Raw genomic sequence first — 15573 nt, 5'->3', positions numbered from 1 at the left:
CAACGACGACCATGGCACATTCCGCATTTCACTCAACCCCCACCGGCCCTATCGCCGAGCTCGTGGCCCGCTCCCACGCGGCCCAGCGCATCTACGAAACCTGGTCGCAGGAGCAGGTCGACACCGCGGTCGTCGCCGCCGGCTGGGCCATCATCGAGCCGAAGCGCAACCGCGAACTCGCCGAGCTGGCCGTTGCCGACACCGGCGTCGGCAACGTCGAAGACAAGGTACGCAAGAACTACCGCAAGACCTTCGGCCTCTTGCGCGACCTGCGCGGCGCGCGCTCGGTCGGCGTGATCGCGGAAGATCCCGCGCGCGGCATCGTCGAGATCGCGCGGCCGGTGGGCGTGGTGTGCGCCATCACGCCGTCGACCAACCCCAGCGCGACGCCGGCCAACAAGATCATCAACGCGCTCAAGGGCCGCAACGCGGTGATCGTCGCGCCCTCGCCCAAGGGCTGGTCGACGGCCGCGCGGCTCGTCGAATTCATCCATGCGCAGTTCGACCGCATCGGCGCGCCGCGCGACCTGGTGCAGCTGCTGCCGGCACCCGTCAACAAGCAGGCCACGGCCGAGCTCATGCGGCTGTGCGACCTGGTGGTGGCGACCGGCTCGCAGGCCAACGTGCGCGCGGCCTACGCGAGCGGCACGCCTGCCTTCGGCGTGGGTGCGGGCAACGTGGCCGGCATCGTCGACGAAACGGCCGACGCGGCGCTGGCGGCGGATCGCATCCTGCTGTCGAAGACCTTCGACAACGCGACCAGCTGCTCGTCGGAGAACAGCCTGGTGATCGTCGATGCGGCGCGCGCGGCCATGCTGGCTGCGCTCGAGGACCGCGGCGCGGTCATGCTCGGTGCCGAGCAGAAGGCGGCATTGCAGGCGCTGATGTGGCCCGAGGGCAAGCTCTCGGCCGCGGTGATCGGCAAGTCGGCGCGCGAGATCGCCGAGCGCGCGGCGGCTGAGGACACGGCGGGACGCGCCGCCTGGCTCGCGATCGCCGAGCGCAATCCGCGCATCCTCATGGTGGCCGAGGACGGCATCGGCCACGAGCATCCGTATTCAGGCGAGAAGCTGAGCCCTGTGCTCGCGATCTATACCGCGCGCGACTTCGACGAAGCGGCAGGCATCGTGGAGCGCATCTACGCCTACGAAGGCGCCGGCCACTCGGTGGGGCTGCACAGCGCCACGCCCGAGCGCGCGCTGCAGCTCGGGCTCACGCTGCCGGTGTCGCGCGTGATCGTCGACCAGGCGCACTGCATCGCCACCGGCGGCAGCTTCAACAACGGGCTGCCCTTCTCGCTCTCGATGGGCTGCGGCACCTGGGGCAAGAACAGCTTCTCCGACAACATGAACTACCGGCACTACCTGAACATCACGCGCGTGTCGCGGCCGATCGCCGAACGGGTACCGAGCGAGGAAGAGATCTTCGGCGACTACTTCGCGCAACATGACGTGAGGAGCCTATAGCGCGCGGTTCAATGACCTCTCCGGCAAGGTGATCGGACCATTGCGTGGCGACCTGCGGCCGTTACCCGGAGATCTCCTGTCGCCGCTCGTCCACCAATGACTCGATGACTCGTGCAACGGCCTGAGCCCTGGCCAAGTACGCATGCTCCCGGGGCAAGACCAGCCAGTAGTCGCTGGTGAACACGAGGTCAGGGAGCACGTGAACCAGGCGCGAATCCTTGGAAGCGATGAACTGAGGAATTGGGGCAATCCCCACGCCTGCCGCGGCCGCTTGCCAGATAGCTGTGATATTGGTGGACTGTACACGCACACTCACTGGCAGTGCATCATGGACCGCGCGGAGCGAGGCGACGTCCATCAGGCGGTCCACGTACCAGATCAGTGTATGGCGTGCGAGGTCGTCAACGCTGCGGATCGGAGGCGCATCGCGCAGGTACGCCTTCGTCGCGTAGAGGCGCAGAACAAACGGGGTTAGATGCCGCTTGATGACGCGTGCACTATCTGTCGGCTCTTCGAGTGTCACGGCCAGATCGAAGTCGCGAATGGTGAGCGGTAGATGGCTGGTCGCGGTAATGATCTCTACGGTGAGATCGGGGTTGGCGCGGCGCAATGCGCCAAGCGCCGGCGCAAGAAGAAATGCACCGAACCCGTCCGGACAGGCTACGCGGACGCGACCGTGGAGCAATGTTCCGCGCCGTCCGATCGCATCGTGCGCCGAGACCAGCGCTGCTGCTACTGACTCTGCCGGCTCCACCAAAAGGCCGCCCGAAGGCGTCAACTCCCAACCCTGCGACGTCCGGTCGAAGAGTCGCTGGCCCAGCGAGTGTTCCAGCGAGGAGATTCGTCGTCCCACGGTCGTGTGGTCGACGCGGAGTTCGTCCGCAGCCAGATTAAGTCTGCGATGCTTTGCGACTGCGAGGAAGTAGCGAAGATCGTCAGCGGAAATCACCAGGCACTCATCCCGCGCAAGATTCTCGTCCGCGCCTCATAGCGGCTTTTTAAGCCAGTGCGCGATCTCGCCGATCACGCCGCGGCGAAAGGCCAGCACACAGACAACGAATATCACGCCTTGCACGACGGTGACCCAGGCGCCGAGATGGGCAAGGTAATTTTGCATGGTAATGATGACCGCTGCGCCAACGACGGGGCCAAATAGAGTGCCCATTCCGCCAACCAGGGTCATGAGGACGGCCTCACCAGACATCGACCAGTGTGCGTCGGTAAGCGACGCAAGTTCGAACACGATCGCTTTCGCCGCGCCAGCGAGGCCCGCGATGCCGGCTGACAACACGTAGGCAAGCAGCTTGTAGCGGTCTGTGTCGTAGCCGAGCGAAACCGCACGGATTTCGTTCTCGCGGATTGCCACGAGCACCTGACCGAATGGCGAGTTCACGATGCGCCAGATCAAACCGAAGCCGCCAATGAAAATTGCGAACACAAGCACATACATCGCCCTCAGGTCGTTGAGGTCCACGAGCCCAAACAAATGGCCGCGCGGCACCTTTTGGATTCCGTCTTCTCCGCCTGTGAAGGGCGCCTGCAGGAAGATGAAGAACACCATCTGCGCCAGCGCCAGCGTGATCATCGCGAAGTAGATGCCCTGGCGTCGGATCGCCAGCATGCCGGTGGCAGCACCGAGTGCTAACGACGCGGCCGTGCCCGCCAGGATCGCCAGTTCAGGCGTCAGGCCCCAAACCTTGGCCGCATGGGCCGCCACATAGCCGCCGCTTCCGAGGAACATTGCATGCCCGAACGATAGGAGGCCTCCGAAGCCTATCAACAAGTTGAAGGCGCACGCAAATAGCGCGAAGCACATCACGTTCATCAGAAAGACGGGATAGATCGCCATCGGCGCGAGGGCGAAGAACGCGACCATGAGTATGAATGCTAGGCGCATCGGCGTCCAGTTGGCGAACGGTACGGGCGTCGACGCAGCCGCTGACGGCGTTAGTTGGGTGGGATTGATCGCCATGGCGTTCTCCGGTGAATCACTTCTGGGTGCCGAACAAACCGGCGGGCTTGAGTAACAGTACGATAGCCATGATCACGAAGATCACAGTATTAGAAGCCTCGGGATAGAAGACCTTTGTCAGCCCCTCGATCACGCCGAGGCTGAAACCCGTGATGATCGATCCCATGATCGAACCCATTCCTCCGATAACTACGACTGCGAACACGACAACGATCAGGTCGGCGCCCATCTGAGGATTTACTTGATAGATTGGTGCCGCCATCACGCCTGCCAACGCACCAAGACCGACGCCGAACCCATAGGTCAATGTCACCATCCGGGGGACATTGACGCCGAAGGCTTGCACCAACGGTGCGTTCTCGGTTGCTGCCCTCAGGTTTGAGCCAAGCCGAGTTCGCTCAATCACTATCCAAGTCGTCAGGCAGATCAGTGCGGAGGCACCGATTACCCACGCGCGGTAGTTCGGTAGGAACATGAAGCCCAAGTTCTGGCCGCCCGAGAGCTGCGATGGGATCGCGTAGGGCATGCCCGTGGATCCGTAGTAGTTGCGAAAGAGCCCCTGAATGATTAACGCCAGTCCGAAGGTCAATAGCAGGCCGTAGAGGTGGTCGAGCTTGTACAGCCGCGAAAGCATCCAGCGCTCGATCAGGACGCCCGAGAAGCCCACCACGAGCGGCGCGATCAAGAGCGCCCACCAGTAGCCGACACCTAGCTTGTTGAGGAGCAGATAGGCGACAAACGCGCCCATCATGTACTGCGCTCCATGAGTGAAGTTAATGATGTTCAGCAAGCCGAAGATCACCGCGAGCCCAAGAGACAGCAGCGCATAGAACGAGCCGTTGATCAGGCCGATGAGCAGTTGGCCGAAAACAGCCTGGGAGGGAGCACCGAAGATATCCATCATCGTCTTTCCGAGACACCGGGCCGGCGCGCGCCGCCCCGAATCTCCAAAATTATTTGACCAGAGGGCATTCGCCTTGATCCAGCGGACGGAAGGCCTGATCGGCGGGAATCGTTGCGCGGATATGGTAGTAGTCGTAAGGCGCCTTCGATTCGCTAGGCTTCTTCACTTCCACCAGGTAGACCGGATGAATCTTGCGGCCGTCGACGCGCACGGTGCCCTTGCCAAAGAGCGGATCGTCAGTCGGCGTTTCCTTCATCTTCGCGATCACCTTGGTCCCGTCGTCCGTCTTTCCTGCCTGGATCGCCTTCAGGTAGTGCAGCACCGCGGAGTACACGCCGGCCTGCGAGGACGAGGGGTACTTACCGCCGTTTCGCAGCGCAAAGCGCTTGCTCCATGCGCGTGTCTGGTCGTTGAGGTCCCAGTAGAACGTTTCTGCGAAGCCCAGTCCCTGCGCCGACTGCAATCCGATGCTGTGGATGTCCGATATGAACACCAGCAGCCCGACAAGCTTCTGCCCGTCTTTGCCAATCCCGAACTCGGCGGCCTGTTTGATTGCATTGCTTGTGTCACCACCGGCGTTGGCCAAGCCAATAATCTTGGCTTTCGATGCTTGAGCGCGAAGCAGATAGGATGAGAAGTCCTGAGTGTTCAATGGATGACGCACCTTGCCGAGCACCTTGCCGCCTGCTTTAACGACTACGGCCTCGGTATCTCGCTCAAGGGAATGGCCGAAGGTGTAGTCGGCCGTTAGAAAAAACCAAGAGTTTCCACCATCTTTGACGACCAGATTCCCCACTCCGTTGGAGAGCATCCATGTGTCGTAGTTCCAATGCACGGTGTTGGGCGAGCACGCCTTTCCGAAGAGATCCGCGCTGGCAGACCCGGTGGAAAGAAACGCTTTGCCTTTTGCTCGTGCGATCTCGCTAACTGCGAGCGCAACAGATGAAGTGGGCACGTCTACAATTGCGTCGACCTTGTCGGTGTCGTACCAGGTGCGTGCGATGTTCGAGCCCACGTCAGGCTTGTTCTGATGATCAGCGGACACAACCTCAACTTTCATTCCTTTGGCCTCGGGCCCGAAATCCTCTATAGCCATTCGTGCCGCGACTGTCGATCCCGGCCCCGTGATGTCGGAGTAGACGCTCGACATGTCATTCAACACGCCGATCCTGACAACTCCGTCTGAGATCTGCGCGTGTGCCAGTCCCCAGGTGCATGCCAGCGTGGCAGCAGCGGCCATGAGAGAGGAAGGTTGAAGTTTCATGTTGTCTCCTATTGCCGTGCAAGCGGCGGGTAATTGTGAATTGAGGTAGCGGGAAATGGAGCTTAGATACCGAGGTAGCTGCACATAATCTCGGTCTTCGTGTGTAGTTCGTCGGCGCCGAAGCCCTCAACGATTCGGCCGTGCTCCATGAGGTAGAAGCGGTCGGCTAGTGGCGCAGCGAAACGTGAGTTCTGTTCCACCATCACGATCGTGTAGCCTCTTTCGCGCAGCATGTGTATCGTGCGGGCGAGTGTTTGCACGATCACCGGCGCAAGGCCCTCCGATATTTCGTCCAGTAACAGCAATCTGGCGCCGGTCCGCAGGATGCGTGCAACTGCAAGCATCTGCTGCTCCCCACCCGAGAGGCGCATCCCGGGGCTAGTGCGGCGCTCCTTGAGGTTGGGGAACATCTCGTAGATCTCTTCAAGCGACAACCCGCCCTTGCCGCCGTCTAGCGACGGCGGAAGGAGTAGGTTTTCTTCACATGAAAGGCTGGCGAAGATGCCTCGCTCCTCGGGGCAGTAGCCGACGCCCAGGCGAGCAGTACGGTGCGGCGGCAGTCCACTGACCTCGACTCCCCCAATACGGATCGAACCGTGCCGGCGTCCGACGAGGCCAAGAATCGCTCGCAGGGTCGTTGTCCGCCCGGCGCCGTTGCGTCCGAGAAGCGCTATGACCTCGCCGCGACGTACCGAGAGGTCCACGCCATGAAGGATGTGCGACTCGCCATAGAAGGCATGCACCTTCTCCAGGCGGAGCACTTCGTCGCCTGTCGATCTTCTGACGCTGAGTGGTCGGCTAGCCGTAGCAGCGGTATTCATTGATGCACCCCCAGCGCCTCTGCACTTTGTCCCATGTATGCCTCGAGAACCAGTGGATTCTTGGAAACCGCGGCGTACGCCCCTTCCGCGATGACCTGCCCACGTTGCAGCACGCTGATGGTGTCGGCGATACTTTCGACAACGCTCATGTTGTGCTCAACCATCAGCACGGTGCGATCGGCAGCGACCTTGCGAATCAACTCGGTGACGAGATCTACGTCCTCGTGGCCCATGCCCTGCGTTGGCTCGTCGAGCAGAAGCAACTCCGGATCGATTGCTAGCGTAGTTGCGATCTCGAGCGCACGCTTGCGTCCGTACGGCAGCTCGGCGGTCACCCAGTTGGCGAAAGTCAAGAGGCCAACGGTGTCTAGTAGCTCCAACGCACGCGTGTTAAGGGCATCCAACGAACGACCAGATTTCCAGAAGTGAAAGGACCCGCCTTTCGCCCGCTGCAAGCCTATGCGCACGTTCTCAAGCACAGTCAAGTTGGGGAAAGTCGCTGAGATCTGGAACGATCGTACGATCCCGCGCCTTGCGACCTGGGCGGGCTTCTCGTGCGTAATGTCTCGCCCATTGAAGAGGATCTGCCCGCGGGTCGGAGTCAGGAACTTGGTCAGCAGGTTGAAGAACGTCGTCTTTCCGGCGCCGTTGGGGCCGATCAGCGCGTGGATGCTGCCTCGCTGGACTCGCAACTCCACGCCGTCGACGGCGACAAAGCCTTTGAACTCTTTGACCAGCCTACGAGTTTCGAGTATGTAGTCGTCTCTTACTGATTTCGTCATAGCACGTGACCGTTCCTTGCCTGTGTCTGAGAGCGAGGCGAGCATGTTCGGGATGGCACGGTGGATCTGCGCAGCGATGAAAAGCGCGCCAACGGGATCGCCGAACGTGCCCAGCGTAGGGGGTCCGACTACGCGAACGGAATCGTGTGGGCGGCCATCACTGCCAATCGCGCGACACGCGGGGTCAACGGCAAAGCCGAGACCGCTTCTGTCAGCGCTGATGATTCCCGCGCGAAGAAGCGCCGCGAGAAATGGGTTGTCCCGCATGCCGGCCGCTGGGTCGAGTCCGGTGCAATTGACCACCGCATCGACGTACAGGATCTGTTGGTTGCGTGTATCTCTGTCAATGAGAGACACTTGAATCTGTCCGCCCGCTTCTTGGGTGACCGAGCGCAGCCGCGCGGCCTGAAATTTGATGCGTCCCTGCATCTCGGCCTCGCGGACCATCGCTTCGTTCTGAGGCGGCGCGCGAAAGCGGTGTGCATCCCACCAGGGACGAAGGCGCTTTAGGAAGCGTCTTTTCTCGACAGGGTGGAGCCCGGGCCAAACTTGCCATACGACGTCGCGCAATTCATCGAACGCGAAATACCAACTGTGGCCGTTTGCCTCCAGTTCCTTGATGCGATGACGAAGGGCGCGCAGAAGGCTGCGAACGGTCGGCGGACTGCCGGCGGCCAGGATGAAAGGTGCCAAGGGCGCATTGACACGGTCAATTGGACTACCGGCTACACGCCCGGATTCAGACGATCGCTTCGGCGGACTAGACCGCGGCCGCAGTCCACGCCGCGAAATCACGGTAATCGCGCCTTCATGGCCCGAACGAATCAGGGTAGACAGGATATCGAGCGCGGTGAGCCCGCTGCCAACTACCAGCACGCGTGCCGATTTCGGGATGGCGCGTACTTGTTCGAGATCCGTCGGCACAGCGACGACCGCCGGGTTTGCATTCAACGCCGCGCCGAACTCGCCCGGAAGGCGCGGCGGCGTATTGCCCGTCGCTACCACCAGCAGGTCCGAGACGACGACATGGCCCTTTGCTGTCCTAATCTCGATCGATCCGGCGGCTGTGTATGCGTCGGTCGCGAGGTCCTGCAGATGATGGATTGTCGAACCTGTCGGCCACGCCGAATGTGCGCGGACCGTTTGCGCAACGAACGCGCCGAATTCCTTGCGGCGGACGTATAGCGTTCCATCGGCAGCAATGGCGTTTGGATCGTGCTCCGCCACGCGCTGCTCGGCGCACCAGCGTTGAAAGTCCTCAGGGTATGCAGGATCAATCAAATGCATATCCGGTGTTGCGTTCAACCGATGGTCTGGATCGTCGGCTGAGTGGGCCAGACCACCGCCAACTTCAGTTCGCGGTTCCACAATCGTGATGGCGAGCGGTACTCGACTGGCGCGCACCAGCTGAACCGCGGTAGCCGCGCCGCTGTATCCGCCGCCAACAATGGTGACTCGCCGTGGCACCGCAATTGAAGTGTTTGAGCTCATAGGGATTCCGACACTCAAGCCATCCGCGATGTAAAGCGCATCGCGGCCCCCCACAGATACGAAGTGCGGCTGGCCGCATCAACATCTATCGGCGCTGGAACCATCAAGTGGTGAGAGAACTCAGGATCGCTGCACAGAGATTCGGCGGGCTCGAAAATCCAAGTCTGACGGAGTCGTGGGTATGAGATTGCCATGTGTGTTCAATGTGAATTTCGGAGACCACTCGAGGAAACTTTATCGGGCGTTGATGAATGTCACAATGACCAGTGTCGCAGTCGCACGTGCAAGAACGCACGTCGAGAAGACTTTGAACATGCACGCTGCTCGCTTCGTCCATCTCAGAAGAGGTCTCGACAGTTGGTCTGGGAACTCTTGCAGGGTCGACTCGCTAAAGAGTTGCCGTGTACGACATCTATCGAGACCTTTCCAATACGGTCAAGGCAGACGATCCCATTCCAACGGCGGGAACTGCTCGGCTTGACATCGCTCAACAAGGGTTGATCCAGACGATTCTGGTCACTGGGCGGTGGACTGCCTAGTCGCTTCCAGAACAATGACATGATGCCGAATAGCCTCCATCACCATCAGCTCAGCCATTCTCCCGGCGATAATTGAACTTCCCGGTCGGTTTGAGCCGAGCTCGACCACACAAGCCCTCATCAGAGCCTGCAACCAGGTTGTTACCGCTGAGCCACTCCTAATGTGAAGCAGCTTCGGCATTTCTTGAAGCAGCGACGAGGCGAAGAACTCGTCGCTCTCGACGTAGCCGAAGACCAACCTTGCAGATTCCACTGTGAAGACACTTGGCGACTCCAATTGGGACATATGCTCCCCCACCGAGGGCGACTGTCCATCTCTCGATACCAGAAGCCCCGTGGTGTCAGGGATCGGAAACAGCGTTAAGTCTCCCGGTGACAGCTCAATCGGTTCGATCCCGGGCAGCCAGGTGACGCACTTGCCCTCTGTCACGAGATGGAAAGCCATCACGCGCCTAGAGGCTGGATCGGGCGTCGCCTTGGCCGCACGCGTCACCGGCGGCAAGTAGCATTGTTTCCCTGAATCCGATTCAATAAAGGATGCACCCTGGAGCCGAACCGTGAGCAGCATCTTCGAAAGTGCATCCATAGGTTCCGTTCCTTCATCGTCGTCATTCAAGGTGCATCCCTAGAACAGCGACCCTTCTTCAACCCCACGCCGTTGCGAGAACGCCTAGCCCCATCGCGGAGAGCAGGACAAACGCGGCCCGTCGCATGGAGAGTTCGGATAGGCGTGGCGGAAACCGAACGAAGAATGCGGTCGTAAGCGCTACTATTGGTAGAGAGATCAAGCCAAGGTAGAGCGCATCGGTCCCCACACTTCCGCTCACGGTCAGGATGCAGAGACGTATGAATGCGACCAGCCCGAAGATGCCGAGCAATGTCAGGCGGACCTGCTCTAGTGCTATCGGTTGGACGTAGAAGTGGCAGATAACTGGTGGCCCTGGGATGCTGAACATTCCTCCCAGGAAGCCGCCCATGGCGCCCGCAGCCACAAAAGAGCCCGGCGACGAGATGGCTTTCCTAGGCTTCGGCTGCACGTACAACGCCGCGCCAGCGATGATCACTACCAAACCAAGAATGAGTTGAAGGAGGTGCGCATTGCTCGCGCTGAGCGTGTTCAGTACCCAGACGCCAACAGGCACGCCGGGTACGAGCCCAATGAGCGTTCGCACCAAAAGCTTCCGGTTCAGTAGGTGAGTGTTCCCCCGCAACGCGAGCGCTGAGTTCACCAACGTCATGATGTTTATTGCGGTCGCTGTCGTTTCTACGCTGGCAAGGTGGAACACCACGGCGGCGCCCAGGACAAAGATGCCCAATGCGAAGCCGGTGAATGCCTGCAAGTAGCTGCCGATCCCCACAAAGCAGAGGAACGCGACTATTGCCGTCCAGTCGTGGCCGATAAGTTGCATGGCAGCGCTTGAGGTGATTCTGCGGAGGCAAAGAGGTTACGGTGCGCCTTGCCCACGCGACGATCTATGCAGTCCTCGCTCCGGAAAGGCGAGTTGATCGTGCTAATTCGCCGCGGTTCAGCGCCAAGATCGCGCCAAGCGACAGCGCTACACAGACCAAGACCAAGACCGAGATGGGCCAAGTCCCATACTGTGGGAGCACCGCCGTGGCGAACAGTGGGACCAAGCCGCCAACAATCGTGGCCGCCTGGCTTCCCAAGGAGATGCCGGTGTAGCGGAGCTGCTCGGGGAACTGTTCGGTGAAGTAAGCTGGCAATACGGCCCACATCACCCATAGTGGCGTTGCCATCATCAGCATAGCGACCCACACCCATTTTATCTCGCGAAGATCGAGGACCGTAAAGAAAGGGAATGCCACAGCGACGGTCACAAGACAGCCGACAACCAGGATAGTCTTCTTCCCAATCCGATCGGACAGTGATCCAGCAAACAGAATCACGAGCGTGAGGAAGAGGGTCACGACCACCACGCCCAGCAGCACCATCGACCGGTCGAGCTTTAGCACTGATGTCGCATAGTAGGTGAGGAACACCCACACCGTATAGAAGGGTACAGTGATGGCGCCCAGGTAGACCAATGCAGTACAGATGACAACCTTCGGATGATCTCGCAGCACCTCCACGATCGGGTATTTGGCGATCTTGCCGGCCTCCTGCACACTGCGGAATGCCGGAGTCTCGGTGACCTTCATGCGAATGTAGAGCCCTGAGATCAACATGACGATGCTGAGAAGGAATGGCACGCGCCATCCCCAAGCCAAGAAGTCCTCCTTTGAGAGGTAGTACGAAGCAATAAAGAGCACCACTGTGGCGAGGGCTAGGCCAACTGTGGCACCCGTCTGTACGACGCTCCCAAAGAAGCCTCGCCGACGCGGTGGCGCGTACTCGACTGCCATAAGGACCGCACCGCCCCATTCGCCGCCAAGCGCGACCCCCTGGAGGAAGCGACACACCGTAAGAAGGACCGCAGCCCACAAACCGATCGATTCGTATGTCGGCAAGAGTCCGATCGCGAAGGTAGAGCCTCCCATCAGCGTAAGCGTGGTAATGAGCATCGTCTTACGACCGATGCGGTCACCAAAGTGCCCGAAGATCACGCCACCCAATGGTCGTGCGACGAAGCCCACGGCAAGTGTTGCGAAAGACGCGAGGGTACCGGCCACCGCGGAATACTTGGGAAAGAACAGTTGGCCGAAAACCAATGCCGCCACGAAACCGTATAGAAAAAAGTCGTACCACTCCATGACCGTTCCGACCATGCTCGCAGTCGCTACGCGGCCGGGCGTTACGGGCGTATCGTCCGTGTCTTGATGTCTATTGACCATTGTCATCTCCTCGTCTACCGACGCTGTGGGGTTGCGATATCGCGCTTCTATGAACACTGGGATGGCGCGTCCGGATGCACCGCGCCGCTGGAACCTACCGTTGCTACGGTTTCTTTTCTGGGTCAACGAAGATCGACTCTCCCTCGATTTCGACTTTGTAGATTGTGAGTGGGCATTCGGCGAGCCCGACGGCTTCACCGGTTTCTACCTTCCATTGCCACAAGTGCTGATGGCACGTCAGGACCTCCCCGTCGAACATCCCTTCGTCAAGATCCACCTCCTGGTGTGGACAGACTCGATTACACGCGTGGTAGCGGTCCTCGACGCGCAGCAGTACGATGCGCGCGCCCCCGGGCAGATCGAAGCCGGACATTGAGCCAGGCTCGAGGTCCTGGCGATTGCAGACGAATTGGCGAGCCATTTCTGATACCTTCAGTTGAACTTGTCGAACGAGATGCTCTTTGGACTGAGCTTCCCCTGAAGAATCAGACCGCGCATCGCCGCATCGACGGCCGGAGGAGGGCCCGCGAGGAACGCATGGACTTCGCTGAGCCTGCCCGCCATCCGCTTCAGGGCGACTTCGTGCACACACCCCTGTTCGAAAGAAAGCTCCGGATGGTGCTCGACGAGCTCGCCAGGCACGGCTTCGTCAGAGAGGCAGATCACGATCTCAAGTGCGGTTCCAGAAGCCCGCCCAAGTTCGGCGAGACGCTCCAAGAAGAATGCATCACGCGTTGAGCGGACGCCGAAGAAGAAGTGTCCACTTCTCCCTAGGAAGTACGAAAGTGACGACGCTCTCGAAAGCATGGACATCATCCCAGCCACTCCACTTCCGCCTGAAATGCACAGCAGGTTCTTCTGTTCTGCCGGGGCAAAGACGGCTTGTCCCAATGGTCCGACGACGCTTACTGACGTCCCTACGGGATCGTTGCCGAAGAGTGCTGCAGAAAGCGCGCCATCGGGCTTCTTCTTGATGAGAAGCTCTATCCGTCGCGAGTCGCGCTCGAAGTTTACGATTGAGTATGCGCGGTAACCGTCGAGTCCCGGGATGCTGACAAGAACGAACTGTCCTGCCTCGTAGTTCATCGGAGAATCGAGCAAGATATCCCAGGAAGCCACGTCATGCGTGAGAAGCTCCCACCGAGCAATGATCCCGCGGGCTACGAACGGTTGAACTGATTCCGGTACGGCGTTGTGGACGGTCTCCGCTACTTCGAGCACGCAGTCGCTCCGCGGCGCGCATTGGCATAGCAGGATCTGGTCTTGATCGCGAAACCCCTTCTTTCCGGGAGCTGTCGGCCACAAGTCTTCGACGGATCCGCTTCTCACGCGCGCCTTGCAGGTGCCGCATGTTCCGCTCGCGCATGCGTATGGGAGTGAAACGCCTCCGCCCAGCCCTGCCACCAGCAAGCTTTTGTTGGCTTCGGCGCTGAACTCGTGCCGAGCATCCCGGGAGTGGACTGTGATCTTCATGATGCTATGGAATCAGGCTCAGAAGGGGACGTGGTAGCCCTTGCCGAGCATGCGGGTATCAAGCCGCACCTCGCGGTCTATCAGAGCGAACCTGCCGTTTTCCTGCAAACCGATTTCATCGATGTACTTTCCGATGGCCACAAGCGAAGTCGTTCCGCCTTGCGATTCGGTTCGGAATACCTGGAGATTGGAGCCCACTCTCCAGGCGTCTGCAGCCCTCTGTTCGACCAAAAAGATCGAAAAGTGGCGAGTCAATGGTGTTCGATCCATGTTCTGTTTAGGAAGAAGATCAAGCAGATCCTTCATTCCCCGCTTGTTCTTTTCGAGCCAGGTCATGTCCTTGCGAATTTCCGGGCTGTAGGCAGTGATGCGATAGCGAAAGCTTTCGCCGCACAGCTCCAGATAACCCTTGTAGTCATCTCGCTCAAGCGTCATGCACGACTTGGCGATCAATTCACGAATGGCGTGTTCCGTTTCCATTTCTGTCTTTCCGATCAGCGCTGCTGGTTGAACTTAATAGTGCGAGATCACAACTCGTTGAAAGGATCGGAGGACTTGCGACCCATGCGCTCGCTCCACTCTTTGTAGAAGTGGCGCATGCCGACTTCGTCATGGATCTTGTTGTTCTCGACGCGAGCGTGAAGAATCACCGGCGCTTCAGTGCGGTCTGATAGCGCTCGCCCCTGGCCGTATGCGCCCATTAAGTCTTCTGGCAGATTGCGACCGAACGGACCCCAGATGGAGTTGTGCATCCGAACCCGTTCGGCTCGTTCGTCTGGCGTGTCCGACTTCAAACCCAGCCCGCGGTACTCGATGCACAGCTTGTTCGGGCCGAGTGGAAGCACGGTGTCCAATCGAAACGCAGGCGCACGAATGTTGAAGGTCGCACCGGGGAACAGATCGATCAAGGCCCAACGATTTGGGCCGAGGCCAGGCCAGCCAAGCTTTTGGGTCTCATGCCCCTTCATCGCGTCATATTTCAGCGTCATGTCCGTAACCTGAGCGTGGCCGCCTTGAAACGTCTTGAACTCTCGGTCGAAGTAGCCGGGCTGGAGCATGCCGGTCACACGATTGTGGTAGTGCATGTAGTCGTGGTACAGCTCCAGGTTCGTGTCGTGCCACAGTTTGAAGTTGCCCTCAACAATGGCTCGGTGGTAGTGGAATACCTCAAGGGGCTCGGCCAGCATGTCCGCGAGTGGATCGAGCGCGCCATGGAGAAAGTCGCTTAGGGACGAAGCTGTGTCGTCCACGTTGACCCAGACAAAGCCGCCGTGCGCCACCTCGGAACGGTACTCGCGCAGGCCGTAGTCGCATTTGGAAACTCGGTCCTGATAACCCTCTTTTTCCCGCGGGATATCGATACAGTTCCCCTTCGCATCGAAAGACCAGGCGTGGAAGATGCAGGTGATCCGCTTGGGGCCGCCCGAGGCGCTGGCGCCGCGGATAGAGCCAGAGGCCTCGTGTAGCAAAAGATTACTGCGGTGGGGGCAAATGTTATTGAACGCGTGAATTTTCTGGTCCTCGTCACGCACGATGATGATGTTGTGACCGCCAGGATGGTCGAAGAGCCGATAGTCGTACGGCTCAGGCAGTTCGCTTTCGTGACATGCAATCAGCCAGCTCTTATCGAAAATGTTCGACTGCTCTTCTTTGAATATGCCTTCGTCCGTGTAGATCCTTGGATCCACATACTGCGACGTGGGAAGTTCCGGCCGCCGGGTCCATTCCAAGCTATTGCGCGACATCTTTTCTCCTTAAGTGGGGTCGACAGGTAGGCTGCTTTGCCCATTTCCGCACGTTCCATGCCTGCGCGTGCTGTCTTCGTACAAACCCTAATAGAACGGCTTCAATTCGGGCTATAGCGAGGGGTTTCCCGGGTGAGATCCCAGGGTGACGCCAGCAGCAGAGCTGTGCCTGGGTCATTAGGAAACACCTGTATTCGCAGAAGGTGTGGCGTTGGTAAACACCTGGCCCGGACAAAAACGCGGGCTAGGTCCCAACGGAGCGGTTGGCGCTCTCGAGCCCCAGAGGAATCGCGTCTCAAGCGCTTAGATGGTTCCTCTGAAAG

At 59.7% G+C, this 15573-nt stretch carries 14 protein-coding genes and 1 pseudogene; 2 read left to right on the top strand and 13 right to left on the bottom strand.

Going from position 1 to position 15573, the window contains the following annotated elements; translation table 11 throughout:
* Positions 1–11: 11 nt before the first annotated feature.
* Positions 12–1466 (top strand): aldehyde dehydrogenase family protein, encoded by a 1455-nt coding sequence (locus tag GXN78_RS07665; protein WP_106555845.1) that lies wholly within the window; start codon positions 12–14, stop codon positions 1464–1466.
* Positions 1467–1527: 61 nt separating this feature from the next.
* Here GXN78_RS07665 and GXN78_RS07660 read toward each other — a convergent pair whose 3' ends face one another.
* The 10 genes and pseudogenes from GXN78_RS07660 to GXN78_RS07620 form a co-directional block, all read right to left on the bottom strand.
* A complete protein-coding gene (locus GXN78_RS07660) occupies positions 1528–2415 on the bottom strand; it encodes a LysR family transcriptional regulator (RefSeq protein WP_106555844.1) in 888 nt (295 codons plus the stop codon).
* 36 nt (positions 2416–2451) lie between these two features.
* Entirely contained in the window at positions 2452–3363 is a 912-nt protein-coding gene (locus tag GXN78_RS07655) for a branched-chain amino acid ABC transporter permease (protein ID WP_106555920.1), read from the bottom strand.
* Positions 3364–3454: 91 nt separating this feature from the next.
* Complete coding sequence (locus tag GXN78_RS07650) at positions 3455–4339, bottom strand: branched-chain amino acid ABC transporter permease (RefSeq protein ID WP_204162246.1); 885 nt, start codon at positions 4337–4339, stop codon at positions 3455–3457.
* A 52-nt stretch (positions 4340–4391) separates the two neighbouring features.
* Positions 4392–5606, bottom strand: a complete 1215-nt coding sequence (locus tag GXN78_RS07645; protein WP_106555842.1) for an ABC transporter substrate-binding protein — start codon at positions 5604–5606, stop codon at positions 4392–4394.
* Positions 5607–5668: 62 nt separating this feature from the next.
* The gene (locus tag GXN78_RS07640) at positions 5669–6427 is read right to left on the bottom strand and encodes an ABC transporter ATP-binding protein (RefSeq protein ID WP_106555841.1); all 759 of its coding nucleotides are present in this window, start codon (positions 6425–6427) and stop codon (positions 5669–5671) included.
* Positions 6424–7209, bottom strand: a complete 786-nt coding sequence (locus GXN78_RS41095) for an ABC transporter ATP-binding protein (RefSeq protein WP_239142804.1) — start codon at positions 7207–7209, stop codon at positions 6424–6426. The genes GXN78_RS07640 and GXN78_RS41095 overlap by 4 nt, the downstream gene beginning before the upstream one ends.
* 792 nt (positions 7210–8001) lie before the next feature.
* Positions 8002–8700: pseudogene (locus GXN78_RS41090) on the bottom strand (FAD/NAD(P)-binding protein); the annotation flags it as partial.
* 516 nt (positions 8701–9216) lie between these two features.
* Positions 9217–9855, bottom strand: a complete 639-nt coding sequence (locus GXN78_RS07630; RefSeq protein WP_146163006.1) for a cupin domain-containing protein — start codon at positions 9853–9855, stop codon at positions 9217–9219.
* A gap of 28 nt (positions 9856–9883) precedes the next feature.
* Positions 9884–10648 carry a TSUP family transporter gene (locus tag GXN78_RS07625; RefSeq protein ID WP_106555838.1) on the bottom strand — a complete coding sequence of 255 codons (765 nt, stop codon included), beginning with the start codon at positions 10646–10648 and terminating at the stop codon, positions 9884–9886.
* A gap of 64 nt (positions 10649–10712) precedes the next feature.
* Positions 10713–12032, bottom strand: coding sequence for an MFS transporter (locus tag GXN78_RS07620; protein ID WP_106555837.1), 1320 nt, complete (start codon positions 12030–12032; stop codon positions 10713–10715).
* Positions 12033–12093: 61 nt separating this feature from the next.
* Here GXN78_RS07620 and GXN78_RS41085 point away from each other — a divergent pair, with 61 nt between their 5' ends.
* Complete coding sequence (locus tag GXN78_RS41085) at positions 12094–12408, top strand: hypothetical protein (RefSeq protein WP_239142640.1); 315 nt, start codon at positions 12094–12096, stop codon at positions 12406–12408.
* 56 nt (positions 12409–12464) lie between these two features.
* Here the strand turns inward: GXN78_RS41085 and GXN78_RS07610 are convergent, their stop codons facing one another.
* Genes GXN78_RS07610 through GXN78_RS07600 form a run of 3 tightly spaced genes read right to left on the bottom strand, consistent with a single transcriptional unit; the run spans position 12465 to position 15250 of the window.
* A complete protein-coding gene (locus GXN78_RS07610) occupies positions 12465–13505 on the bottom strand; it encodes a 2Fe-2S iron-sulfur cluster binding domain-containing protein (protein ID WP_106555835.1) in 1041 nt (346 codons plus the stop codon).
* Between the two features lie 18 nt (positions 13506–13523).
* Positions 13524–13985 (bottom strand): aromatic-ring-hydroxylating dioxygenase subunit beta, encoded by a 462-nt coding sequence (locus tag GXN78_RS07605; protein ID WP_106555834.1) that lies wholly within the window; start codon positions 13983–13985, stop codon positions 13524–13526.
* A gap of 47 nt (positions 13986–14032) precedes the next feature.
* The gene (locus GXN78_RS07600; protein WP_106555833.1) at positions 14033–15250 is read right to left on the bottom strand and encodes an aromatic ring-hydroxylating dioxygenase subunit alpha; all 1218 of its coding nucleotides are present in this window, start codon (positions 15248–15250) and stop codon (positions 14033–14035) included.
* Positions 15251–15573 lie beyond the last annotated feature (323 nt).

This window comes from Variovorax sp. WS11 (genome assembly GCF_010499245.1).
Taxonomy (GTDB): Bacteria; Pseudomonadota; Gammaproteobacteria; order Burkholderiales; family Burkholderiaceae_C; genus Variovorax.
This window is presented reverse-complemented; position numbering and strand designations above follow the sequence as displayed.